This is a genomic window from Sphingomonas sp. T1 (assembly GCF_902506585.1).
GTDB classification, from domain to species: domain Bacteria; phylum Pseudomonadota; class Alphaproteobacteria; order Sphingomonadales; family Sphingomonadaceae; genus Sphingomonas; species Sphingomonas aerolata.
Genome location: NZ_LR733875.1, coordinates 886,399 through 909,935, shown reverse-complemented (window position 1 = coordinate 909,935; position 23,537 = coordinate 886,399). Strand labels below are relative to the sequence as shown.

21 protein-coding genes are annotated in these 23,537 nt (G+C 67.7%); 12 read left to right on the top strand and 9 right to left on the bottom strand.

The features are described 5' to 3' along the window. Positions 1-93 precede the first annotated feature (93 nt). From bamA to GV027_RS03900, 5 genes are all read left to right on the top strand, one after another. Positions 94-2,814 carry an outer membrane protein assembly factor BamA gene (gene bamA / locus GV027_RS03920; RefSeq protein ID WP_081877562.1) on the top strand — a complete coding sequence of 907 codons (2,721 nt, stop codon included), beginning with the start codon at positions 94-96 and terminating at the stop codon, positions 2,812-2,814. Next, positions 2,814-3,479, top strand: a complete 666-nt coding sequence (locus GV027_RS03915; protein WP_031439361.1) for an OmpH family outer membrane protein — start codon at positions 2,814-2,816, stop codon at positions 3,477-3,479. The genes bamA and GV027_RS03915 overlap by 1 nt, the downstream gene beginning before the upstream one ends. Positions 3,480-3,517: 38 nt before the next feature. Continuing rightward, complete coding sequence (gene fabZ, locus GV027_RS03910; RefSeq protein WP_056681348.1) at positions 3,518-3,994, top strand: 3-hydroxyacyl-ACP dehydratase FabZ; 477 nt, start codon at positions 3,518-3,520, stop codon at positions 3,992-3,994. Between the two features lie 102 nt (positions 3,995-4,096). Then, positions 4,097-4,327: a 50S ribosomal protein L31 gene (gene rpmE, locus GV027_RS03905; RefSeq protein WP_031393312.1), complete on the top strand. Its 231-nt coding sequence runs from the start codon at positions 4,097-4,099 to the stop codon at positions 4,325-4,327. A gap of 298 nt (positions 4,328-4,625) precedes the next feature. Next, positions 4,626-6,707, top strand: a complete 2,082-nt coding sequence (locus tag GV027_RS03900; protein ID WP_159512721.1) for a prolyl oligopeptidase family serine peptidase — start codon at positions 4,626-4,628, stop codon at positions 6,705-6,707. Positions 6,708-6,822: 115 nt separating this feature from the next. Here GV027_RS03900 and GV027_RS03895 read toward each other — a convergent pair whose 3' ends face one another. Further along, positions 6,823-7,377: a glycine zipper 2TM domain-containing protein gene (locus GV027_RS03895; protein WP_031440853.1), complete on the bottom strand. Its 555-nt coding sequence runs from the start codon at positions 7,375-7,377 to the stop codon at positions 6,823-6,825. Between GV027_RS03895 and GV027_RS03890 the strand changes: the two genes are divergently transcribed. Then, a complete protein-coding gene (locus tag GV027_RS03890) occupies positions 7,376-7,816 on the top strand; it encodes a hypothetical protein (protein ID WP_159511054.1) in 441 nt (146 codons plus the stop codon). The two genes, GV027_RS03895 and GV027_RS03890, sit on opposite strands and share 2 nt — an antisense overlap. Positions 7,817-7,860: 44 nt before the next feature. On the opposite strand, the gene GV027_RS03885 is transcribed toward GV027_RS03890, so the two are convergent. Further along, positions 7,861-10,152 (bottom strand): ATP-dependent helicase, encoded by a 2,292-nt coding sequence (locus tag GV027_RS03885; RefSeq protein WP_414711855.1) that lies wholly within the window; start codon positions 10,150-10,152, stop codon positions 7,861-7,863. Between the two features lie 101 nt (positions 10,153-10,253). Here GV027_RS03885 and GV027_RS03880 point away from each other — a divergent pair, with 101 nt between their 5' ends. The 4 genes from GV027_RS03880 (at position 10,254) to GV027_RS03865 (ending at position 14,377) form a co-directional block, all read left to right on the top strand. Further along, complete coding sequence (locus GV027_RS03880) at positions 10,254-10,649, top strand: GFA family protein (protein ID WP_159511053.1); 396 nt, start codon at positions 10,254-10,256, stop codon at positions 10,647-10,649. Between the two features lie 224 nt (positions 10,650-10,873). Then, positions 10,874-11,200 carry a UrcA family protein gene (locus GV027_RS03875; RefSeq protein WP_031396464.1) on the top strand — a complete coding sequence of 109 codons (327 nt, stop codon included), beginning with the start codon at positions 10,874-10,876 and terminating at the stop codon, positions 11,198-11,200. A 221-nt stretch (positions 11,201-11,421) separates the two neighbouring features. Beyond that, on the top strand, positions 11,422-13,068 hold the full coding sequence (locus GV027_RS03870; RefSeq protein WP_159511052.1) for an inorganic phosphate transporter: 1,647 nt from the start codon (positions 11,422-11,424) through the stop codon (positions 13,066-13,068). A gap of 49 nt (positions 13,069-13,117) precedes the next feature. After that, positions 13,118-14,377 (top strand): MFS transporter, encoded by a 1,260-nt coding sequence (locus tag GV027_RS03865; protein ID WP_159511051.1) that lies wholly within the window; start codon positions 13,118-13,120, stop codon positions 14,375-14,377. Positions 14,378-14,426: 49 nt separating this feature from the next. Here the strand turns inward: GV027_RS03865 and rsmD are convergent, their stop codons facing one another. Next, positions 14,427-14,963, bottom strand: coding sequence for a 16S rRNA (guanine(966)-N(2))-methyltransferase RsmD (gene rsmD, locus GV027_RS03860; RefSeq protein WP_037530705.1), 537 nt, complete (start codon positions 14,961-14,963; stop codon positions 14,427-14,429). Continuing rightward, positions 14,963-16,552, bottom strand: a complete 1,590-nt coding sequence (locus GV027_RS03855; RefSeq protein ID WP_159511050.1) for a pseudouridine synthase — start codon at positions 16,550-16,552, stop codon at positions 14,963-14,965. Before GV027_RS03855 ends, rsmD begins: the two co-directional genes overlap by 1 nt. A 119-nt stretch (positions 16,553-16,671) precedes the next feature. On the opposite strand from GV027_RS03855, the gene GV027_RS03850 reads away from it, so the two are divergent. After that, a complete protein-coding gene (locus tag GV027_RS03850; RefSeq protein ID WP_037530970.1) occupies positions 16,672-17,103 on the top strand; it encodes a response regulator in 432 nt (143 codons plus the stop codon). Positions 17,104-17,190: 87 nt separating this feature from the next. Further along, positions 17,191-18,531, top strand: a complete 1,341-nt coding sequence (locus GV027_RS03845; protein WP_159511049.1) for an AmpG family muropeptide MFS transporter — start codon at positions 17,191-17,193, stop codon at positions 18,529-18,531. Between the two features lie 19 nt (positions 18,532-18,550). Here the strand turns inward: GV027_RS03845 and GV027_RS03840 are convergent, their stop codons facing one another. From GV027_RS03840 to trpB, 5 genes are all read right to left on the bottom strand, one after another. Continuing rightward, complete coding sequence (locus tag GV027_RS03840) at positions 18,551-19,003, bottom strand: DUF6628 family protein (RefSeq protein WP_159511048.1); 453 nt, start codon at positions 19,001-19,003, stop codon at positions 18,551-18,553. Between the two features lie 68 nt (positions 19,004-19,071). Continuing rightward, positions 19,072-20,391 carry a bifunctional folylpolyglutamate synthase/dihydrofolate synthase gene (locus GV027_RS03835; protein WP_159511047.1) on the bottom strand — a complete coding sequence of 440 codons (1,320 nt, stop codon included), beginning with the start codon at positions 20,389-20,391 and terminating at the stop codon, positions 19,072-19,074. Positions 20,392-20,506: 115 nt separating this feature from the next. Next, a complete protein-coding gene (accD, locus tag GV027_RS03830; protein ID WP_031395022.1) occupies positions 20,507-21,358 on the bottom strand; it encodes an acetyl-CoA carboxylase, carboxyltransferase subunit beta in 852 nt (283 codons plus the stop codon). Then, positions 21,355-22,182, bottom strand: a complete 828-nt coding sequence (gene trpA / locus GV027_RS03825) for a tryptophan synthase subunit alpha (protein WP_159511046.1) — start codon at positions 22,180-22,182, stop codon at positions 21,355-21,357. Before trpA ends, accD begins: the two co-directional genes overlap by 4 nt. Continuing rightward, positions 22,179-23,408, bottom strand: a complete 1,230-nt coding sequence (trpB, locus tag GV027_RS03820) for a tryptophan synthase subunit beta (protein ID WP_031441224.1) — start codon at positions 23,406-23,408, stop codon at positions 22,179-22,181. The genes trpA and trpB overlap by 4 nt, the downstream gene beginning before the upstream one ends. Positions 23,409-23,537: the final 129 nt, after the last annotated feature.

The window sequence follows — 23,537 nt, the reverse complement described above, 5'->3', positions numbered from 1 at the left end:
CCTTGCGTATGCAAGTTTCTTGGGGTGGGTTTGGTGACAGCAATCAACGGTTACACTTTGGCGCGTAACGGCGCCCTGCTCCTGGCAGGTACGATGCTGTCCGGCGTGCCGGTCTGGGCACAGGTCGCTCCTACGGGGGCCGCGCCCGCGGCTCAGGCACGATCCGGTCCGCCGCGTGCACAAGCGGCTGCCCCTGCATCTGCTCCTACAACGCCCGTAGCGGCGCCTGTATCCCAGACCCTGATCAAGACTTTGCGTGTCGAAGGCTCGCAGCGCATCGAGCCCGAGACCGTGTTGAGCTACACCAAGCTCCGCGTCGGCATCCCGTACACGGCCGAAACGCTCGACCAGGCGCTCAAGGACCTGCAGGCGAGCGACCTGTTCGCGGATTACTCGATCGCCGGGGTTGAGGACGGCAATATCGTCCTGCGCATCCGCGAGAATCCGATCATCAACCGCGTGATCCTCGAGGGCAACAAGGCGCTCAAGGCGGACAAGATCACGAAAGAGATCAAGCTCGCGCCGCGGCAGATCTTCACGCGCACCGCGGTCCGCCAGGACATCGCGCGGATCATCGAGCTCTATCGCCGGCAGGGCCGCTTCGCCGCGGTCGTCGATCCCAAGATGGTCAATCTCGACCAGAACCGCGTCGATGTCGTGTTCGAGATCAGCGAAGGGCCGAAGTCCAAGGTCCGCCAGATCAACATCCTCGGCAACGAGGTGTTCTCGGACGACAAGATCCGCGGCCAGATGGCGACCAAGCAGGCGCGGCTGTTCCGCCTCCTGTCCTCGGCGACGAGCTATGACCAGGATCGTCTGAGCTACGACCAGCAGAAGCTGCGCCAGTTCTACCTGACCGAGGGCTATGCCGATTTCCGCGTCACGTCCGCGGTCGCCGAGCTGACGCCGGACAAGAAGGACTTCATCATCACGTACGTGGTGGAGGAGGGCAAGCGCTACAAATTCGGTGACGTCACCGTCGACAGCCAGATCCGCGACTTCGACAACAAGAAGCTCGCCTCGACGCTGCCGCTCAAGAAGGGCGAGTGGTATAACGCGAAGCTCGTCGAGGATTCGGTCGACAATTTGAGCCAGACCGCGGGCCTCTTCGGCTATGCGTTCACCGAGGTGAACCCGGAGTTCCAGAAGGATGTCGATACCCTGACCATGGGTATCAACTTCAACATCGCCGAAGCGAAGCGCACCTATGTCGAGCGGGTCGAAATCAACGGCAATTCGCAGACGCAGGACAAGGTCGTGCGTCGCGAGATCCGTCTTGCCGAGGGCGACGCGTTCAACAGCTTCCAGGTGAAGCGCTCGCAGGATCGCATCAACTCGCTCGGTTATTTCCAGGACAAGATGGAGATCAAGCAGACGCCGGGCTCCGCGCCCGATCGCGTGATCCTTGAAACGAATCTGGAAGAGCGCTCGACCGGCGAATTGCAGCTGTCGGCGGGCTATTCGAGCCTCGAGCGGTTCATCATCCAGGCGAACATCACGCAGCGCAATTTCCGCGGCAAGGGCCAGGAACTGCGCGCCGGCGTGAACTATTCGAGCTATTCGAAGTCGATCGAGCTGGGCTTCACCGAGCCCTATCTGTTCGACAAGAACATCGCGCTCGGTGGCGACATATTCCGGCGCGATTACAATTCGTTCAACTATGTCGGGAACGACCGCCAGACGACTTATTCACAGGTCTCGACGGGCTTCCAGATCCGTGCCGGTGTGCCGCTGACCGAGTTCTGGTCGCTGTCGGGCCGCTACGGCCTGTCCTATGACGAAGTCGGCCTCGATCAGGCCTCCTATTTCACCAACGGCGTCTGCGACCCGCTCAAGGCCGGGCGCTACCTCTGTGAGGCACTCGGCAATCGCTGGACGTCGTCGATCGGCTATTCGCTGATCTACGATACGCTGAACAGCCGTTTGCGTCCGACCGCCGGGCAGCGCTTCTCGTTCAGCCAGGACTTTGCCGGTTTGGGCGGCGACGTGAAGTATATCCGTACGCGCGCCGAAGGATCGAAGTTCTGGAACCTCGGCAGCGGCTTTATCGGCTCGATCATCGCCGAGGGCGGCTATATCCACTCGCTCGAGAAGAGCCGTGGCGAGGGTGTCGACCGCGTCCGCATCACCGACCGCTTCTATCTCGGCGAGCCGCAATTCCGTGGCTTTGACATTCGCGGCGTCGGTCCGCGGGTCCTGCGCCAGCAATATGTCACTGCGGCCGATGGCACGCAGACGGTAGTGACCGATCGCAACCAGATCGTCGACGACGCGCTTGGCGGCCGGGCTTATTATCTGGCTCGTGCCGAAATTGAGATTCCGCTGGGCTCTGGCGCGCGCGAACTGGGGCTTCGCCCGACCATCTACGCGCAGATCGGCAGCCTGTTCGGCATCACCAAGCCATTACCGACCGCCGTCTTCCCAACGTCGGTCGACGCGGCCGGCAATGTCACCGTGTTGCCGATCAACACGCCGTTGTTCGATAGCGCTGGCCGCCAGCTCTATTTCAACACCTACACGCCGACCGGCGCGACCGAAACGGCGCAGCGGGCGACGACGTGTCAGACGGGCTATTCCGATACGCTCGGCGGCGCCTGCGCGGGTGCCGAGGCCAATGTCATTGCGACCAGCGCGATCGCGCCGTTCAAGGAGACCTTCCTTGGCAATTCGCCGCGACCGCGTCTGTCGGTCGGTATCGGCGTGAATTGGAATTCGCCGTTCGGCCCGCTGCGTATCGATCTTGCCAAGGCGATCCTGACGCAGCCGGGCGATGACCCCAAGCTTATTACTTTCAACGTAGGGACACAGTTCTGATGACGACGTTCAAGACGCTTCTTCTCGCCGCAGCCGTGCTCGCACCGGCGGCGATCGTCGCACCGGCGCAGGCCCAGGTTTCGGGTATCGCGGTCGCCGACCCGCAGGGCGCGATCGCAGGCTCCAAGGCCTGGACCACCGCGCGTGGCCAGATCGAGACGACCTACAAGGCACAGCTCGACCAGGCCGAAACCCGCCGCCAGGCGATCGCCCGCGAACTCCAGCCGCTCGTGACCGCCTTCCAAACCGCACAGCGCGCGCCGACCCCGAATGCGGCGTCGCTCCAGAGCCAGGCTCAGGCGATCCAGGCACGCGAGACCGCGGCAAACCAGGAACTCGCCCGTCTGACCCAGCCGGCACAGCGCGCCCAGCAATATGTCATCGAACAGATCCAGGCGAAGCTCGGCGATGCGGTCAGCAACGCGGTCCGCGCCAAGAACGTGACCTTGCTGCTTCGTCCGGATGCCGCATTGTTCGCACAGCCGGCTGCCGATATCACGGCGTCGATCACGGCCGAACTCGATCGTCTCGTCCCGACGGTCGGCATCACGCCGCCTGCCGGCTGGCAGCCGAACCAGCAGGGCCAGCAGGGTGGGGCAGCCGCACCTGCCGCAGCGGCACCCGCCCGCGCGACGCCTGCGCGCACGACGCCGCAGGGCCGCTGAGAACATCGTCGGTGAGCACGGATAACGTGAACGTCGACCTGGCTGACGCCGCGCCCGGTCGATCGAGCGGACCGCTCGATATCGGCCGGGTGATGGCGGCATTGCCGCACCGCTATCCGATGTTGCTGGTTGATCGTGTCGTGGATCTCGTCCCCGACACATCGATCAGCGCCATCAAGGCGGTGTCGATGAACGAGCAGTTCTTTCAGGGGCATTTCCCCGGCAGGCCGATTATGCCCGGCGTGCTGATCGTCGAGGCGATGGCGCAAGCCGCCGGCATATTGGCGGTCGAATCTCTAGGTCTCGCGGGTTCGGGAAAGCTTGTCTATTTCATGGCGATCGACGGTGCGAAGTTTCGCAAGCCGGTCGAGCCCGGGGTTCTGCTTCAGCTCGACGTGACGTTCGTGCAGAAGCGTGCAAGCGTCTGTAAATTCGCAGGGCGCGCCCTGGTTGACGGTCAGCTGGTCGCAGAAGCGAATTTCACCGCGATGATCGCCGACCCGCCTAAGGCGTAATTGCCGAAACGGGGGGCTCGCTTGCATCGCGGCGCCGCTGTGTGTACGGGCCCGCCGTGCTTTAGGCTGGTCGGAACCAGCCGTTTATACCGGAGACATACGATGAAGGCCGATACGCATCCCGACTATCACATGATCACGATCCAGATGACCGATGGTACCAAGTACCAGACCCGGTCGACCTGGGGCAAGGAAGGCGATGTGATGACGCTCGAAATCGATCCGCTCGCGCATCCGGCGTGGACCGGCGGTCGCGGCACCATGCTCGACACCGGTGGCCAGGTCGCCCGCTTCAACAAGCGTTTCGGTGGCGGTCTCACGCTCCGCAAGTAATTCCTGTCCGACTGATGTCGGGCTGGCGAAAGACAGAACCGGCGTACGCAAGCAGCGTGCGCCGGTTTTTTCGTGTTTTCCTCTGCAGCATCTGAATACGATGAGACCGTTGGTACGGCAGTACCGGGCCGCGCATTCGAACGACCCCACGGACGAGAGGGGCGGGAAGCAGGACGGGAGCGTTATAGGAGCGCCGCAGCCGCCAGTTCGCAAAAATTGCCATAAAAGTGAAATTTGCGTTTGACGGGATTGGGGATGGGCCCTAGAGGGGTGTCACCGCAGCGAACGGCCACACGGTCTGGTTGCTGAGGTCGCAAACAACCAGATAACCCCAACCCCGACCCCGGCCGCGGACACCGCCGCCGACCCCTATATCTGGCTTGAGGACAAGGATGGCGCCAAGCCGCTCGCCTGGGTCGAGGCGGAGAATGCCAAGACGCTTCCCCGGTTGCAGAACGATCCGCGCTACAAGAGCTTCTATGCCGAGGCGCTGGCGATCGCGGCGGCGAAGGACCGGATCCCGATGCCCGACCAGCGCTTCGGCCGGATCTACAATTTCTGGCGCGATGCCGAGCATCCGCAGGGCATCTGGCGCTGGACGAGCGAGGCGGGCTACGCGCAGGCCGATCCTGCCTGGACGACCGCGCTCGATCTCGACGCGCTGAGCAAGGCCGAGGGCAAGAAATGGGTGTGGAAGGGCGCGACCTGCCTCCAGCCCGACGAGCGGCTGTGCCTCGTCTCGCTGTCCGAGGGCGGCGAGGATGCGGTGTCCTACCGCGAATTCGATCTGCAGACCGGGCAGTTCGTCGCGAACGGCTTTGCGCTGTCGACGTCGAAACAGGGCGCGAGCTGGGTCGACAAGGACATATTGCTGGTCGCGCGCGACTGGGGTGCGGGGTCGATGACCGCGTCGGGCTATCCGTTCGTCGTCAAGGAGGTGAAGCGCGGCCAGCCGCTGAGCGCCGCGCGCGAGATCTTCCGCGGCGAGGCGTCGGACCAGCTCGGCACCTATGCCAGCGTGATGACCGACGGGCAGGGCAACCGCGTGACGATGATCCAGCGGCGCCCGACCTTTTTCGGCGGCGAGAAGCATGTCGTCACGCCGGCCGGGCTGGTGAAGCTCGACGTTCCCGACCGCGTCTTTCCCTCGGGCATGGTCGACGGGCAGGTGATCTTCTCGACCAGCGAGGCGTGGGGGCGGATCCCCGCCGGCGCGATCGCCTCGGCGCCGCTCGCCGAGGTGCGTAAGGGCCGGTTCACGCCGACTCTGGTCTTCGCGCCGACCGATCGCCAGTCGGTCGACGGCGTGTCGGTGACGCGCGATCACGTGGTCGCCAGCGTCTATGACAATGTCCGCGGCCGGGCGATGGTGTTCACGCATGGCAAGGGGGGCTGGACGTCGCGCGCGGTCGCGCTGCCCGACAATGCCTCGGTCGACGTCGCGAGCACGACCGATCGCAGCAATGCGACGTTCGTCCAGGTGACGGGCTTCCTCGCGCCGACGACCTTGTGGACGCTCGATGCGGGGCCTGGCGGCGTGCCGAAGCAGATCAAGGCGCTGCCCGCGAAGTTCGATGCGTCGCGCGACGTCGTCGAGCAGTTCGAGGCGGTCTCGACCGACGGGACGAAGATCCCCTATTTCATCGTCCACCGGAAGGACGTGCCGCTCGACGGCACCACGCCGACGATCATGACCGCCTATGGCGGGTTCGAATCGTCGATGACGCCCTATTATTCGGGGGTGATGGGCAAGCTGTGGCTCGAGCGCGGGGGCAGCTTCGTGCTCGCCAATATCCGCGGCGGCGGCGAATTCGGGCCGAAATGGCATGATGCGGGGCGCAAGACCAAGCGGCAGATCATCTATGACGATTTCGCCGCGGTCGGGCAGGCCCTGATCGCACGCAAGCTGACCAGCCCGGCGACGCTCGGCATCTATGGCGGGTCGAATGGCGGGCTGCTGATGGGGGTCGAGTTCAACCAGCATCCCGAATTGTGGAAGGCGGTGACGATCCAGGTGCCGCTGCTCGACATGATCCGCTACGAACAGATCGCCGCGGGCGCGTCATGGGTCGACGAATATGGGTCGGTGAAGATCCCCGCGGAAAAGGCGTTTCTCGAGACGATCTCGCCCTATCAGAACATCAAGCGCGGCGGGGCTTACCCTGAGCCCTATATCTGGACGACGACCAAGGACGACCGGGTCGGGCCGCAGCATGCGCGCAAGTTCGCCGCGCGGCTGAAGGAATATGGCCTGCCGTATCTGTTCTACGAGGATACCGCGGGCGGGCATTCGGGCGATGCGGACATCGAGCAGGGGGCGCGGATGCAGGCGCTGCAGATGACCTATTTCGCGCAGAAGCTGATGGGGCCGGCGAAGTAGGGCGCACGCCTGCTGTTCTCCCGCGAAGGCGGAGTCCAGGGTTACGGGCGCTGTGGCGGGTAACCCTGGGCCCCCGCCTTCGCGGGGGAACATAAGACTGCGGTGAGCGGCCGCCTTAGCGGCAGCGGATCTGGCTGTTGTTCTGCTCGACCGCGCGGCCGGCGAGGCCACCCGCGGCCGCGCCGAGCAGCGAACCGACGATCCGCGAGCGGCCGCCGTCGATCACGTTGCCGAGGATGCCGCCACCGGCTGCGCCGATGATCAGCCCGGTCGTGCCGTCGTTGCGCTTGCAGTAATAGCGGCCGTCCTGCCCCGCATAGACGCGGTCGTTGGCGGACAGGGTGCGCTCCTGATAATTCGGGCCGACGCGATAGTCGCGGGCCGGGTCGTAATTGCCCTCGTCGCGTTCGTCGGGGTAGCCGCCTTCGTACCGGTCGGGTGCCTGGCGATAGCCGCCCTGCGGCGCCGGCGGAACATAGCTGCCGCCACGATTGCCGCGCAGCGACTGGTAGCGATCGAATTCCTCGCGGAAGATCTGCAACTCGCTGTCGAGGCGCGCCTGGGCGGCGGCGAAACGGGCGTTGTCGGCACTGGTCTGCGCGACGGCGGGTGCGGCGGCGGACAGGCAGGTCGCGGCGATCATCGTCGCGAGGCCGAGAGAACGCTTCATGATCGAAATCCTTTCACGGTTGGGTGGCACGGGGGGGTGTCCCGGTAACGGGTGGCGACATCGCGCCGCCACCCGGCTTTCGTCAACGACAGATCTGGACGCGACGATGGTTGCGCCATTCGGTGCGGCAGCGGCGATTGTTGTTCCAGTTGCGGCGGTCATTGTCGCGGCCGCGGAAGCGGCGGCCGTCGTGGCGACCGCGATGGTCGTTGCGGCGATAGTCGCGACGATCGGCACGGTGATCACCGCGATGATCGTTGTCGCGATACTGCTGGCTATGGCCCCGATCGCGCTGGGCTTCGGCGGGCGCGGCCACGCCGAGGCCGAGCGTGGCGAAGGCGAGCCCGGCGGCGATGAGATGCGTAAACTTCATGACGTGTCCTCTTGCCCGAGATCGGGCTGGAAGGACGATACGATCCTGGTTCGGCATCGTTCCTGAACGGGGTTGTCGGCTCCCGTACAGGTTGGCGCCGACCGGTCGTCTTACGGCGCGATCGTGACGAAGCTGTCCATGACGCGCTTGCGGCCGGCCTGTTCGAAGTCGATCTCGAGCTTGTTGCCCTCGATCTCGGCGATGCTGCCATAGCCGAATTTCTGGTGGAACACGCGCTGGCCGAGCGAGAGGTCGTCGCGACCCTTGTTGCCGAGGCTGATCGCGCTCGCGCGGCTTTCGACGACGCGGGCGGGTTTGGTCGAGAAGCCGCCGCCGGGGGTGGCCGCGCGCTGCCAGCCGGGGCCGCGGCCGGTGCCGCGTGCGACGTCGGCGAACGGATCGGCGCGGTCGGACCAGTTCGCCTGCCACAGGCTCGCGCCGCCCGACATCGTCGTCTCGGTGTCGGTATGCTCGTCGGGCAGTTCGGCGACGAAGCGGGAGGGGATCGACGAATTCCACTGGCCGTAGATGCGGCGATTGGCGGCGTGGAGAATGACGGCGAGGCGACGCGCGCGGGTGATCGCGACATAGGCGAGGCGGCGTTCCTCCTCGAGGCTCTTCACGCCGCCCTCGTCGAGCGAGCGCTGCGAGGGGAACAGCCCTTCCTCCCAGCCGACGCAGAAGACGGTGTCGTATTCGAGGCCCTTGGCGGCGTGGATCGTCATGATCGTGACCTGCGGATCCTGCGCGCCGCCCTCATTGTCCATGACGAGCGAGACATGTTCGAGGAATGCGCCGAGCGAATCATATTCCTCCATCGCGCGGACGAGTTCGCTCAGATTCTCGAGCCGGCCGGTCGCCTCGACCGATTTCTCGGCCTGGTACATCGCGGTATAGCCGCTCTCGTCGAGCAATTGTCGTGCGAGTTCGGCGTGGGGCAGGCTGGTCGCCATGTCGCGCCAGCGCGCGATGTCGCCGACGAGGCGGCCGAGCGACTTCTTGGCGGCCCCGGTCAGCTCGTCGGTGTCGAGGATGCGGGCGGCGGCGGTGGTCAGCGGGGTGCCGGTGGCGCGCGCGAGCTGGTGGATGCGCGCGACCGCCTTGTCGCCCAGGCCGCGCTTGGGGACGTTGACGATGCGTTCGAAGGCGAGGTCGTCCGCGGGCTGGTTGACGACGCGGAGATAGGCGAGCGCGTCGCGGATCTCGGCGCGTTCGTAGAAGCGGAAGCCGCCGACGATCTTGTATGGCATGCCGATCGCGATGAAGCGGTCCTCGAACTCGCGCGTCTGGTGCTGCGCGCGGACGAGGATCGCGACCTCGTCGAGGCTCTTGCCCGTGCGGCGGACGCTCTCGATTTCCTCGCCGACGCGGCGCGCTTCCTCGGGGCCGTCCCAGACGCCGATGACCTTCACCTTCTCGCCGACGTCGAGCTCGGTCCAGAGCTGCTTGCCGAGGCGGCCGCCATTGTTGGCGATCACGCCCGAGGCTGCGCCTAGGATGTGCGGCGTGCTGCGGTAATTCTGTTCGAGGCGGATGACCTTCGCGCCCGGAAAGTCGCGCTCGAACTTCAGGATGTTCTCGACCTGCGCGCCGCGCCACGAATAGATCGACTGGTCGTCGTCGCCGACACAGGCGATGTTCTTGCGTTCCTGCGCGAGCAGCCGCAGCCAGAGATATTGCGACGAGTTGGTGTCCTGATACTCGTCGACCATGATGTATTTGAAGCGCTGCTGATACTGGGCGAGCACGTCGCGGTGAGTCTTCAGGATGACGAGCATGTGGAGCAGCAGGTCGCCGAAATCGCACGCGTTGAGCGCGCGCAGCCGGGTCTGATATTGCTCGTACAGCTCGCCGCCGCGGCCATTGGCGTAGCGCTCGCTCTCGCCCGCATCGATATCGGCGGGGACGAGGCCCTTGTTCTTCCACTGGTCGATCAGCCCGGCGAGGCTGCGCGTCGGGAAACGCTTCTCGTCGATATCGGCGGCGAGGATGAGCTGCTTGAGCAACCGCAGCTGGTCGTCGGTGTCGAGGATCGTGAAGTTGGACTGCAGCCCGACGAGCTCGGCATGGCGGCGCAGCATCTTGGCGGCGATCGCGTGGAAGGTACCGAGCCACGGCATCCCCTCGACCGCGTCGCCGACGAGGCGCCCGACGCGCTCGCGCATCTCGCGTGCGGCCTTGTTGGTGAAGGTGACCGAGAGGATCTCCGACGGCCACGCCTTCTTGGTGAAGATCAGGTGCGCGAGTCGCGCGGTCAGCGCCGCGGTCTTGCCGGTGCCCGCGCCGGCGATGATCAGGACGGGGCCGTCGGTGGTCAGCACCGCCTCGCGCTGGGGATCGTTGAGGCCGCGGAGATAGGGCGGCTGGCGGTTTGCGTCGGACGGATGGGCGATCTGGTTCACCGGTGAACAGGTAGGGAACGGGGCGCGATCGGGCAAGCGGCTAAGGCTTGCACGACGCAGCGATGTGTGGAACAAATCGAGAATATCAACAGGAGGCGTGCATGTTGTCGGGACGATGCCATTGCGGAGCGATCCACTATGTCGCGACGGGCGAGGCGGCGCATCATGCGCTGTGCCATTGTGAGGATTGCCGCCGAAGCGCAGGCGCGCCGATGGTCGGCTGGATCGCGTTCAGGACCGAGCAGGTGACGATTTCGGGCGATCCGGTGACCTATGCGTCGTCCGAGCACGGGCGGCGGCTGTTCTGCGGGGCGTGCGGGACGGGCCTGTTCTACACCAACCCGGTCGCGCTGCCGGGGATCATCGACATCCAGTCGTGCACGCTCGACGATCCCGAGTCGGTTGCACCGGGCGCGCAAATCCAGGTCGCGGAGCGGCTGGCGTGGATGGCGGACCTGGCGAGCCTGCCCGAATTCGCGCGCTATCCGGGGATGTGAACGGGCGTGCCGTCGCCGTCCGGGTGCGGGGTGATCGAAATCGCGGGGCGACCGACGAACCGTCGCCAAACCGTCGCGGGCGCGTAACGATCCGGGCGTAGGGCGTGCGCAGCGACGAGGGTTTTCGTCGGAGAGGCCGCGCAGAGACGGTCCTCCCGACGGTCAGGCTTAGTCGCGCGCAGGCGGTGTGCCTGCGGACCGCAGGACCAGCAAAGGACGTCATCATGAAGATCCTCCACAGCGTCGCTTCGGCGGCGATCGCTTCCGCGTGCCTTTTTGCGACCGGCGCTGCCGCCGATCCGGTGCGCGACCCCGTCACGATCCGTGTCTCGCATGCCGGCCTAGACCTGGCCAGCGACGCCGGCCGGCGCGTGCTCGCGCGTCGCGTGCAGTCGGCGGTCAACCGGACCTGCGCCCCGCGGACCGGCGGGCTGAATGCCTTTGCCGAGTCGCGCCGGTGCCGCGCGGAAATGATGCAGGACGCCACGGTCCAGACCGCCGCGTTGCTGACGCGCAACGGGACGCAGCTGGCAAGCCTCGCGGGGCGGTAGCGTCTTCGCGCTCGATCCGATGCGCGATTGGAGGAGGACCGCTCTGTCAAAGGCGCGGCGGTCCTCCCCCGCCGTCAGGCTGTGCCTGCCTCCCCCGGCGGGGGAGGATCATGGGCGGTCGCGCGCCGCGCGGGGTTCGTCACTGTGTCATTCTGGTATCGCCGCGCGGCGATGCATCGCGTTGTCATAAAGTTGTAATCGTTAGGGCCGACTGCGCGATCATGGCTACTTCCCCATTAACGGTCGACGCGATCGACCGCGCACCGCGCAGCGGACCGCGGCTCGATCATGATCTGCATCCGGCCGGGCGCTGGATCTTTCTGGCAATATTGCTGGGGGGGCTGGCTTATGCGGGGTTCAGCATCGCCACCGATACCGCGCAGGTCGGCGAGACGCTCGCGGTCGGTGCGTTCGCGTTCCTCGGGCTCGCGCTGCTGATCGCGCTCGGGTTCGAATTCGTCAACGGCTTCCACGACACCGCCAATGCGGTCGCGACGGTCATCTACACGCATTCGATGCCCGCGCCGCTCGCGGTCGTCTGGTCGGGATTCTTCAATTTCGTCGGCGTGATGACGTCGTCGGGCGCGGTGGCCTATTCAATCATCACGCTGCTGCCGGTCGACCTGATCCTCAACGTCGGCAGCGCGGGCGGGTTTGCGATGATCTTCGCGCTGCTGCTCGCGGCGATCCTGTGGAACCTCGCGACCTGGGCGGTCGGGCTGCCCAATTCGTCGAGCCATGCCCTGATCGGCTCGATCCTCGGCGTCGGGCTCGCCAACCAGCTGATCAACGGCGGCGCGGACGGCACGTCGGGCGTCGACATGGCGCAGGTGACCAAGGTGCTCTCCGCGCTCGCGTTCAGCCCGGTGGTCGGCTTCGTCGGCGCGCTGCTGATGCTCTTGGTGATGAAGCGCTTCCTGCGCGATCGCAAGCTGTACGAGGCGCCCGAGAGCGATACGCCGCCGCCGCGCGGGATCCGCGCGCTGCTGATCGGGACGTGCACCGCGGTCAGCTTTGCGCATGGCAGCAATGACGGCCAGAAGGGGATGGGGCTGATCATGCTCATCCTGATCGGCTGCGCGCCGACCGCTTATGCGCTGAACCGGACGATGCCCGAAAGCGCGACGCCGGCGTTCGTCCAGAGCGCCCGCGCGGCGTCGTCGGCCTATGCCGCGCATGCCGACGGCGCCCCCGCCACGGTCGAGGCCGCCCGCGCGCGCGTCACCACCGCGCTGAAATCCAAGCAGGTCGCCGAGCCCGTCGTCTATGGCGCGCTCGCCACGCTGTCGAACGACGTCACCCGCCGGATCGAGGGCTATGGCTCGCTCGGCAAGGTGCCCGCTGCGGCGACATCGAACCTGCGCAACGACATGTACCTCGTGCTCGACACCACCAAGCTGGTCGCGGCGGACAAGACCGCGCAGGCGCGCTTTACCGCGCAGGAGATCACGGAGCTGAAAACCTATGGCGGCGGGCTCGAGCAGGGGACGCGCTACATCCCGATCTGGGTGAAAGTCACGGTCGCGCTCGCGCTCGGGCTCGGCACGATGGTCGGGTGGAAGCGGATCGTCGTCACCGTCGGCGAACGGATCGGCAAGTCGCATTTGACCTATGGCATGGGTGCGTCGGCGGAGCTGGTCGCGGCGGCGACGATCCTGATGGCGGACCGGTTCGGCCTGCCCGTGTCGACGACGCATATCCTGTCGTCGGGCGTTGCGGGCGCGAGCGTCGCAAATGGCGGCGGGCTGCAGCGGCGGACGCTGGTGAACATGGGGCTGGCGTGGATCATGACGCTGCCGGTTGCGATGCTGTTGTCGGGCGGGCTGTACTGGATGCTGCTCGGGTTGGCGCACGCCTTGGGGCGCTAAAGCCGAGCGCGCGATTGACGGGGCGGCGGCGGGCGGCGATGCACGCGGCATGAGCACGCTTAGGTCCAGCCGCCGCATCCTCGCCGCCAGCCTGGTCGGCACCGCGGTCGAATTTTACGACTTCTACATCTACGCGACCGCCGCGGCGCTCGTGTTCGGGCCGCTGTTCTTCGCGGGCCAGTCGGCGTCGGCGCAGCTGCTGCTGAGCTATGCGACGTTCGGGCTGGCGTTCGTCGCGCGGCCGGTGGGCGCGGTGCTGTTCGGGCATTTCGGCGACCGGGTCGGGCGCAAGTCGACCCTGGTCGCGTCGCTGCTGCTGATGGGCGGATCGACCGTCGCGATCGCGTTCCTGCCGACCTATGCGCAGGTCGGCTGGTGGGCGCCGGCGCTGCTCTGCCTGATGCGGCTGGGGCAGGGGCTGGGGCTGGGCGGCGAATGGGGTGGCGCCGCGCTGCTCGCGGTCGAGAATGCGCCGCCGCACCGCCGCAACACGTTCGGGATGTTCCCGCCGCTCGGCGCGCCGGTCGGGTTTCTCGCCGCCAACGGGCTGTTCCTGATCATCGGCCTGGTCCTCGACGAGGCGCAGTTCCTCGCCTGGGGGTGGCGGATCCCGTTCCTGGTCAGCGCGGTGCTGGTCGGGCTGGGGCTGTGGGTGCGGCTGAAGCTGACCGAGACGCCCGCGTTTCTGGAAGCGGAGAAGACCGAGGCGATCCCGCGCGTGCCGATCGCCGAGCTGCTGACGCGGCATCTGCGCGCGACGCTGGCGGGGACGTTCGGGGTGATCGCGTGTTTCGCGCTCTTCTATCTCGCGACCGCATTCGCGCTCGGCTACGGCACCAAGACGCTCGGCTATTCGCGCGAGGCGTTTTTGGGCGTCGAGCTGGTCGCGATCTGGTTTCTGGCGGCGGGGGTGATCCTCGCGAGCGTGCTGGCGGATCGCTATACGGCGGCGCGGATGCTCAGCATCGGGTTCGCCGGCTGCATCGTCGTCGGCGCGCTGATGGGGCCGATGCTGGGGTCGGGATCGCTGGTCACGGTGTCGCTCTGGCTGTCGGGCGCGCTGTTCGTGATGGGGTTCGCCTATGGCCCGCTCGGTGGATGGCTGCCGAGCCTGTTTCCGGCGGGCGTGCGCTATACCGGCGTGTCGATGACGTTCAACCTTGGCGGCGTGCTCGGCGGCGCGCTCGCGCCGATCGTGGCGGAGGCGCTGGCGCCGCGCGGGCTCGGGCTGGTCGGGGTGTATCTGATGGCCGCGGGGGTGCTGAGCCTTGGCGGGCTGCTGATCGTCGGGCGCCGCGCCGCCGCGTAGGACGGGGTCTCCCGCTTGCGCGGGAGACCGTTACGTCAGGCGGGGGACGTCAGGCGGGGCGCAGCAGCGTCAGCCGTGCCTTGCCGTGGACGCGCGTGGCGTCGACCTCGAAGCCCGGCAGCTGGACGACCTCCGCCTTCGCGGTCTCGAGGCTGATCCACGTCGCCGGGCTGGTCCAGCCGAGCCGCGCGAGCTTGTCGAGCGCGACGAGGCCCGCCCCGGTGTCATAGGGCGGATCCATCAGGATGATGTCGAGCGGCGCGGGCGCGGGGCCCATCGCCATCACCGAGGTCGCGCGGACGTCGCCGCGAATGCCGAGCTTGGCGAGATTGGCCTTCAGCGCATCGAGCGCGGGTTTGTCCTGCTCGACGAACAGGCACGATCCCGCACCGCGCGACAAGGCCTCGATCCCGAGCGCACCCGAGCCCGCGAAGAGATCGGCGACCGCGAGGCCTTCGAAACTGCCGACGCGGCTGGTCAGCATCGAGAACAGCGCCTCGCGCATGCGATCGGCGGTCGGGCGGGTCGCGTCACCCTTGGGCGCGACGATCTGGCGACCGCGATACTGGCCTGCGATGATCCGCATCAGCGTTTACCTCCGCGTGGTGCACGGGGCGGATGACCGCGCCCCCCTGATGGTCCCTTGCCGGGCGCGGGCGGACGACTGCCGCGTTCGGGGCGCGGTGCGGCGTCGCGCGGCGGGCGGGGATCCGCACCGGGGCGACCGGCGGCACTGCGCGCGGCGCGCTTGTCGAGACCGGTCCGCGCGCGGGAGTCGTCCGTCTGAGGGCGGAAGCCGCGTTGCTGGTCCTGGCGCTGGTCCTGGCGCTGGGGCGAGTCGGGACGGCGCGGGGCCGTCGTGCCCCCGCTACCGCCGCCGCCGACGCGGGTCGGGGCGGCGCGGTCGCGGGGCGGCTTGGCGGCGCGGAAATGCTTGATCTTGGGGCTGGTGCTCAGCTCTTCGCCGCGGTCCGCGCGCTCCTGGCGATAGGTCGGGCGACCGGTGCCGGCGCCGGTCGGCTGGGCGTGATGCGTCGCGGCCGCACGATTGCCGCCGCGCGCATCGGGCTTGGCCCAGGGATCGGTGACGTCGCCGCGGACCATCGCCGCGGTCGGGCGGATGCGCTCGGGCCGGGCCGGGCGGGCCGGCCGTGCGGCGCGATCGACCGGTGGTGCGCCGCTCGAGAAGCCGGAGCTTGCCGGCGCCGCATAGGGGCTGCGCGCGGGCTGGCGCGGTGCTGCGGTCGCGGGCCGAGCCGAGGGGGCCGGGCGGGGCGCGTTGGCGCCACGCTGGGGCGACTTGGCGCCGATCCCCGCACCCGCGCCGGCACTGGCGCTGATGCCGATGTTCGGACGCGCGCCGGGGCCCTCGGGCTTGCCGCGCGCGAGCTCCTTCTGGAAGGCGACGACGTCGTGCTGCAGCACTTCGCCGATCTGGCCGGGGGCGAGATCGCCGAGCACGAACGGACCGTAGCGGGTGCGGATCAGGCGCGAGACCTGGAGACCCAGATGTTCGAGCACGCGCCGGACTTCGCGGTTCTTGCCCTCGGTCAGGATCATCTCGATCCAGACGTTCGCGCCGGTGCGGCGTTCGATATTGGCGTTGATCGAGCCGTAGCGGACGCCCTCGATCTCGATCCCCTCGATCAGCTCCTCGAGCTGCGGCTGGGTGATGTTGCCATAGGCGCGCGCGCGATAGGCGCGCTCGACGCCGGTCGCGGGGAGTTCGAGCTGGCGCTTGAGGCCACCGTCGGTGGTCATCAGCAACAGCCCCTCGGTGTTGAGATCGAGGCGACCGACGGGAACGAGTCGCGGCAGTTCGCGCGGCAGGCGGTCGTAGATCGTCGTCCGGCCAGCAGGGTCACGCTCGGTGACGAGCAGCCCGGTCGGCTTGTGATAGAGGAACAGCCGCGCCGCGCTGGGCGCCTCGACCGGATCGCCGTCGACGGTGACGCCGGCAAGGTTGCGCAGGATCGTCGCGGGCGTGTCGAGCGTGGTGCCGTTGAGCGCGACGCGCCCCTCGGCGATCATCCGTTCGATGTCGCGGCGCGATGCGACGCCCGCGCGGGCGAGCAGTTTGGCGATGCGGTCGCCCTTGATGGGGGCTGCGGGGGCTGTTGCGGGCGCGTCGTTCGACGGGCTGGCAGTCGGGTTATCGTCTTTTGAAGTCGTCATGGCGCGGCTGATACTATGGATCGGGGTGCAGCGCGAAAATATTTGCGACCCTTCGTGGTGCGGTGCGTTATGTCGCATGGGCGTAACGACCATTCGTTGCGCGAAGGGGCGTGATGTCGATGCTGTTCGGAAAGAAGAAGCGGCTGATCATCCGCTTGCTGGTTGTTGAGGACGAACCGCTGGTCGCGTTCGACACCGAATATTTCCTGACCGAATCGAAATTCACCGTGGTCGCGACGGTCGACCGGGTCAGCGATGCACTGGCGGTGATCGAAAGCGAGTCCGCGATCGACCTCATCCTGGCCGATGTCAGTTTGAGTGACGGATCGGGGCTCGACGTGGCGCGGGCTGCGCTGGAGCGCGGGGTGCCGGTGCTGTTCGTCACGGGCAATTGCCCGGTCGAGGCGACGACGCTGGCCGCGGGCTGTCTCTCCAAACCCTATTCGCAGCGCGACCTGCTCGCCGCGATCGCGGCGATCGAGGCACGGATGGCGGGGAGCGAGCCGAAGAAGCTGCCTTCGGGTCTGCGGCTGTTCAGCTCGCCTGCCTGACGGCACGCGTTTAGCTTCGTCGCGACCGAGGCGACGCGACGACGTCTTCCGCCTTTCCTCGCGTCGACAGCCCGCTATGGTCGCGCCATGTCCAGCACAGCCGTTCCGCGTCGATCCCTGCTCGCCACCATGGCCCCCTATCTGCGGCCCCGGCCGATCGCGGCGCTGCTGCTCGGGATATCGAGCGGCTTTCCGCTCGCGCTGCTGCTGGGGACGATGGGCTATTGGCTGTCGAAGGTCGGGATCGACAAGAAGACGATCGGCTTCGCGATCGGTCTGACGACCCCGTACACGCTGAAATTCCTCTGGGCGCCGTTCATCGACCGGTTCGAGATCCCGGTGCTGACGGCTTGGGTCGGGCAGCGTCGCGCGTGGCTGTTCTTCGTCCAGGCGCTGCTGTTCGGCTCGGTCTGGATGCTGGGGTTCAGCGCGCCGCAGGAGCATCTCGGGGTGTTCGCCTTCTGGGCGATCGTGACCGCGTTCCTCGGCGCGACGCAGGATATCGTGATCGACGCTTACCGGATCGAGATCCTGCCCGAGGACGAATTGCCGCACGGGACCGCGAACAACCAGTTCGGCTACCGGCTCGGCAATCTGGCGGCAGGGGTCGGCACGATCGCGATCGCCTCGTCCGAAGGGCTCGGGCTCGGCTGGGCGATGGGCTATGGGCTGACCGCGTTCTGCGTCATTCCCGGCGCGCTCGCGGCGCTCTGGGCAGGCCGCGGACTGCATGACCGGGTGCTGGCATCGCAGGATGGGGCGTCGCGCGGGCGCTGGCTCGAGGATACGATCATCGGGCCGTTCCGCGAATTCTTCCAGCGTCGCGGCGCGGTGCTGATCCTGCTGTTCGTGCTGATCTACAAGCTGGGCGATGCGATGGGGCAGGGCATGCTGAACCCGATGATCGTCGAGCTGGGGTTCAGCGATACCGAATTCATCGCGATCAACAAGCTGGTCGGGTTCTGGGGGCTGATCGTCGGGACCGCACTGGGCGCGCCGTTCATGGCGTGGCTCGGCCTCGGCCGCGCGCTGTTCGTGTCGGGCATGCTGATGATGCTCAGCAACTTCATGTTCGTGATCCTCGCCTGGCACGGCCATTCGAACACCTGGCTGACGATCGCGGTCGCGACCGAGCAGGTGACGAGCGGGATCGGGCTGACGGTGTTCGTCACCTATCTCTCTGGCCTGTCCAACCTTGCCTATACCGCCACGCAGTTCGCGCTGCTGTCGTCGTTCGCGGCGGTCGGGCGGACGTGGCTGGCGGCGCCCGCGGGCTATGCCGCCAACGCGCTGGGCTGGCCGGGCTTCTGGATGCTGACGATGGTCGTCGCGGTGCCGGGGCTCGTCCTGTTGTGGATCCTGTGGCGTCAGGGGTTCGTCGTCGAAAGCGTGCGGCGCGACCCGGCGATCGCGGCCGGGGCGGACTGACCCCGGCGCGTGACCCGGCTCAGCCCGTAACCGGGCGCCCCTCGTCCGCGAAGGCGGCGGCGACTGCGGCGGCGCTGGTGAGGACGCCGTCGACGCGGCGGACGCCGAGCAGGTCGGTCATCAGCAGCCGCGCGGTGTCGGGCGCGGTCTCGACCCGCGCGAGGATCGACAGCAATGCGGCCTCCGCGGGCGTCATCCGCGCGCAGCAGCAGGGCGCGATCGCGATCGTCCCCGCGGCGCTGCCCGCGAGATCGGCCATCAGCGCGCGCATCAGGATCAGCGGCCGGCGAAACCCCTGTCCGAAGGCGGTGAACAGCGTGTGCGCGGCGCGCGCGTCGCCAAGCCCGTTCGCACCCATCCGCCGCATCGCGAACAGCGCGATCCGCGCATTCTCGCAAGACGGCAGCGGATGCGGCAGCACCGTCGTCATGCTGGCGAGCGTCGTGCCGGCAAAGCGGTTGGCATCGGTCATATACGCGACTCCGTGGTTACAAGACCAAGGTCGCTTGTTCGTTATTGATAGTCAATAGCAATAAGGGGTCAGTGCGGCAGCTCGTCGTTCCCGGCGAGCACTTCGCCCGCGAGGTAGAGCGAACCGGCGATCAGCACGAATTGCGGCGCGTCACCCTGCGCGGCGATGCGGTCGAGCGCCTCGGCGGGGCTGGCGGCGGTCTCTGCGCTGCACCCGGCGCGTCGGGCGATCGCCGCCAGCGCGTCGGGGGCGTGGTGCGCATGACCCGGAACGGGGAGCGCGACGACGTGGCCGACCTGCGGGCCGAGAATGTCGAGCACGGCGTCGGCATCCTTGTTGGCGAGCATGCCGAGCACGAGCGTCGCGGGCCGCCCTGCCGCCAGCGTCCGCAGCACGCGCGCGACCGGCTGTGCGGCATTGGGATTGTGCGCGCCGTCGAGCCACAGGTCGCTGCCCGCGGGCAGCCGCGCGTGGAGCGGGCCGTCGGACAGGCGCTGCATCCGCGCGGGCCAGTGCGCGGCGTCCGCGGCGGCGCGCATCGCCGCCTCGGGGATGGCGAGCGCCGACTGATGCCGCAGCATCGCGATCGCGAGCGCGAGGTTGCGCGACTGGTGCAGGCCGACCAGCCGCGGGCGGTTGGTGACGAGCGTACCGCCCGCATCGGTGTAGCGCATCGTGGTGCGCGTCGTCCCGCTCGTCCAGGCGGCGCCGCGCGCGAGGACGGGGGCGCCCGCCGCCTCGGCGATCCCGGCGATCCGGGCACGCAGCGGGCGGGCATAATCCATCGTCACGAGCGGCACGCCGCGCTTGGCGATGCCTGCCTTCTCGCCCGCGATCGCCAGCAGCGTGTCGCCGAGAAACGCCTGATGATCGATCCCGAGCGCGGCGATGCCGGTGACGACGGGGTTCGGGATGACGTTGGTCGCATCGAGCCGGCCGCCCAGCCCGACCTCGACGATCGTCGCCGCGGCGGGCGTGCGCGCGAAGGCGAGGAAGGCGGCGGCGGTGGTGACCTCGAAGAAGCTCGCCTGCAGGTCCGCGGCGTGGTCGAGCACCTCGGATAGCAGCGCAGCGAGCGCGTCGTCCTCGATCAGCCGGCCGGCGAGGCGGATGCGTTCGTTGAAGCGGACGAGGTGCGGGCTCGAATAGACATGGACGTCGAGCCCCGCCGCCTCGATCGCGGCGCGCAGGAACGCGCAGGTCGATCCCTTGCCGTTGGTGCCGGCGACATGGAACACGGGCGGCAGCGACAGATGCGGATCGCCGAGCCGCGACAGCAAGGCGGTGATGCGCTCGAGGCCGAGGATGTCCGCGCCGGGCGACAGCGCGGTCAGCCGGTCGAGCTGCGCCTGGACGGCGGAGGAGGAGGAGGTGGCGTGGTCGGGCATTGTTCTAACTCCCTCTCCCCTCGGGGAGAGGGCTTGGGGTGAGGGGCGGTTCCGGGCGCAGCAGTGTGGGCTGCCCCTCACCCCGACCCTCTCCCCCGAGGGGAGAGGGGGTAGGTTACGCCGCTTCGCGGGCGCTCAGATAGCCGATGACGGTGCCGAGCTGTTCGCGCAGGTCTTTCCGGTGGACGACCATGTCGATCATCCCGTGTTCGAGATAATATTCCGACGTCTGGAAATCCTCGGGCAGCTTTTCGCGGATCGTACTCTCGATCACGCGGCGGCCGGTGAAGGCGAGCGTCGCCTTGGGTTCGGCAATCTGGACGTCGCCGAGCATCGCATAGGCCGCCATCACGCCGCCCGACGTCGGATCGGTCAGCACGACGATATAGGGCAGGCCGGCGTCGTGAAGCATCTGGATCGCGACGGTGCTGCGCGGCATCTGCATCAGGCTGAGGATACCCTCCTGCATGCGTGCGCCGCCGCTGGCGGTGAAGATCACATAGGGGACGCGGTCCTCGATCGCTGCCTCGACGCCGCGGACGAAGGCTTCGCCGACCGCGAGCCCCATCGACCCGCCCATGAAGCCGAAATCCTGCACGCCGACGACGACGCGGTGGCCGTCGATCGCACCGCGGGCATTGACGAGCGCGTCACGCTCGCTGTTGTCGGTCCGTGCGGCCTTCAGGCGATCGGTGTAGCGCTTCTGGTCGCGGAACTTGAGAGGATCCTCGGGCACCGGCGGCGCGGGCAGCTCGCTGCAGCTGCCTTCGTCGAATAGCTGCGCGAAGCGGATCTTCGGCCCGATGCGGTCGTGATGGTCGCATTTCGGGCAGACGTGGAGATTTTCCTCCAGCTCCTTGGTGAAGACCATCTGCCCGCAGCCCTTGCACTTGTGCCAGAGGTTTTCGGGGGTCTCGCGCTTGGCGACGAACGGCAGGACGTTGCGGACGCTGTTGAGCCAGCTCATGCGCCGATCTCCATGCGAATTTCCTTTCTTGCGGACGCGACGGCATCGGCGAGAGACGTGATATAGGCGCGGACGGGCTCGGCCGCAGCGGTGCCGTGCTGGGCGACCAGCTCGACGATCGCTGAGCCGACCACGACGCCATCGGCGACGCGCGCGACGTTCGCCGCCTGTTCGGGGGTGCGGATGCCGAAGCCGACCGCGACCGGGATGTCGGTCTGCGATTTCAACCGCGCGACCGCGTCTTCGATTGAGGATTGCTGCGCCTGTTGCAGCCCGGTGATGCCCGCGACCGAGACGTAATAGAGGAACCCGCTCGCGCCATCGAGCACGGTCGGCAGCCGGGCCGCGTCGGTGGTCGGGGTGGCGAGGCGGATCAGGTCGATCCCGGCGGCGCGCAGCTGGGGCCCAAGCGCATCATCCTCCTCAGGCGGCACATCGACGCAGATCACGCCGTCGACGCCCGCAGTCGCCGCGGCCTGCGCGAACCAGTCGGCGCCGCGCCGCAACATCGGGTTGCCATAGCCCATCAGCACCAGCGGCGTCTCGGGATGGCGTGCGCGGAAGGCGGTGGCGATCGCGAGGATGTCCGCGGTGCGCGTCCCCTGCGCGAGGCTGCGGATATTGGCAGCCTGGATCGCGGGGCCATCGGCCATCGGATCGGTGAACGGCATGCCGAGCTCGATCGCATCGGCGCCGCCCGCGACGAGCGCGTCGAGGATCGCCGGCGTCGCGGCGGTCGAGGGATCGCCCGCGGTGACGAATGCGACGAGCGCGGCGCGGTTCTCGGCCGCGGTACGCGCGAAGGTGGCGGCGAGGCGGCTCAAATCGCCACCCCGAGTGCTTCGGCTACGGTGAAGATGTCCTTGTCGCCGCGGCCGCACAGGTTCGCCAGGATGATCTGGTCCTGCCGCATCGTGCGCGCCTTCTTGGTGACGGTCGCGATGGCATGCGATGGTTCGAGCGCGGGGATGATGCCCTCGGTCCGGCAGAGCAGCTGGAACGCGTCGAGCGCTTCCTGATCGGTCGCGCTGTCATAGTCGACGCGGCCGATGTCGCGCAGCCAGGCATGCTCGGGGCCGATGCCCGGATAGTCGAGCCCCGCCGAGATCGAATGCGCCTCGGTGATCTGGCCGTCCTCGTCCTGCAGCAGATAGGTCTTGTTGCCGTGGAGCACGCCAGGGAAGCCGCCCGCAAGACTCGCCGCATGCTGCTTGTCGAGCCCGTGGCCCGCCGCCTCGACGCCGAGCATCGCGACATCGGCATCGTCGAGGAACGGGTGGAACAGCCCGATCGCGTTCGATCCGCCACCGATCGCGGCGACGAGCAGGTCGGGCAGGCGGCCGACGCGGTCGAGCATCTGCGCACGCGCCTCGGTACCGATCACGCTCTGAAAATCGCGGACCATCTCGGGATAGGGGTGCGGGCCAGCCGCGGTGCCGATGATGTAGAAGGTGTCGTGGACGTTCGCGACCCAGTCGCGCATCCCCTCGTTCATCGCGTCCTTCAGCGTGTGCGCGCCGCTGGTCACGGGACGGACTTCCGCGCCGAGCAGCTTCATGCGGAACACGTTGGGCGCCTGACGCTCGACGTCCTTCGCGCCCATGTAGATCACGCAAGGGAGGCCGAAGCGCGCGCAGACGGTTGCGGTCGCGACGCCGTGCTGGCCCGCGCCGGTCTCGGCGATGATCCGCGTCTTGCCCATCCGGATCGCAAGCAGGATCTGGCCGATGCAGTTGTTGATCTTGTGCGCGCCGGTGTGATTGAGCTCGTCGCGCTTGAACCAGATCTGCGCACCCATGCCGGGTTCTGCGGATTCGCGCAGCGCCTCGGTCAGGCGTTCGGCGTAATAGAGCGGGCTCGGGCGGCCGACATAATGTTCGAGCAGGTCGTCGAACTGCGCCTTGAACGCAGGGTCGGCCTTGGCGGCGCGATACGCCTCGTCGAGTTCGAGGACGAGCGGCATCAGCGTCTCGGCGACGTAACGGCCGCCGAAATCGCCGAAATGGCCGCGTTCGTCGGGCTGGGCGCGGTAGGAGTTGGGAGCGTTCATGCGGAGCGCTTTAGCATTTCGGAAAACGCTGTCACCCCTAGCGTTTCTGATACGCACCACCCCGGCGAAGGCCGGGGTCCAGTCGGGAAGGTCGTGGTGACGGGCAGGACCCGGCAATGCACCGTCCCC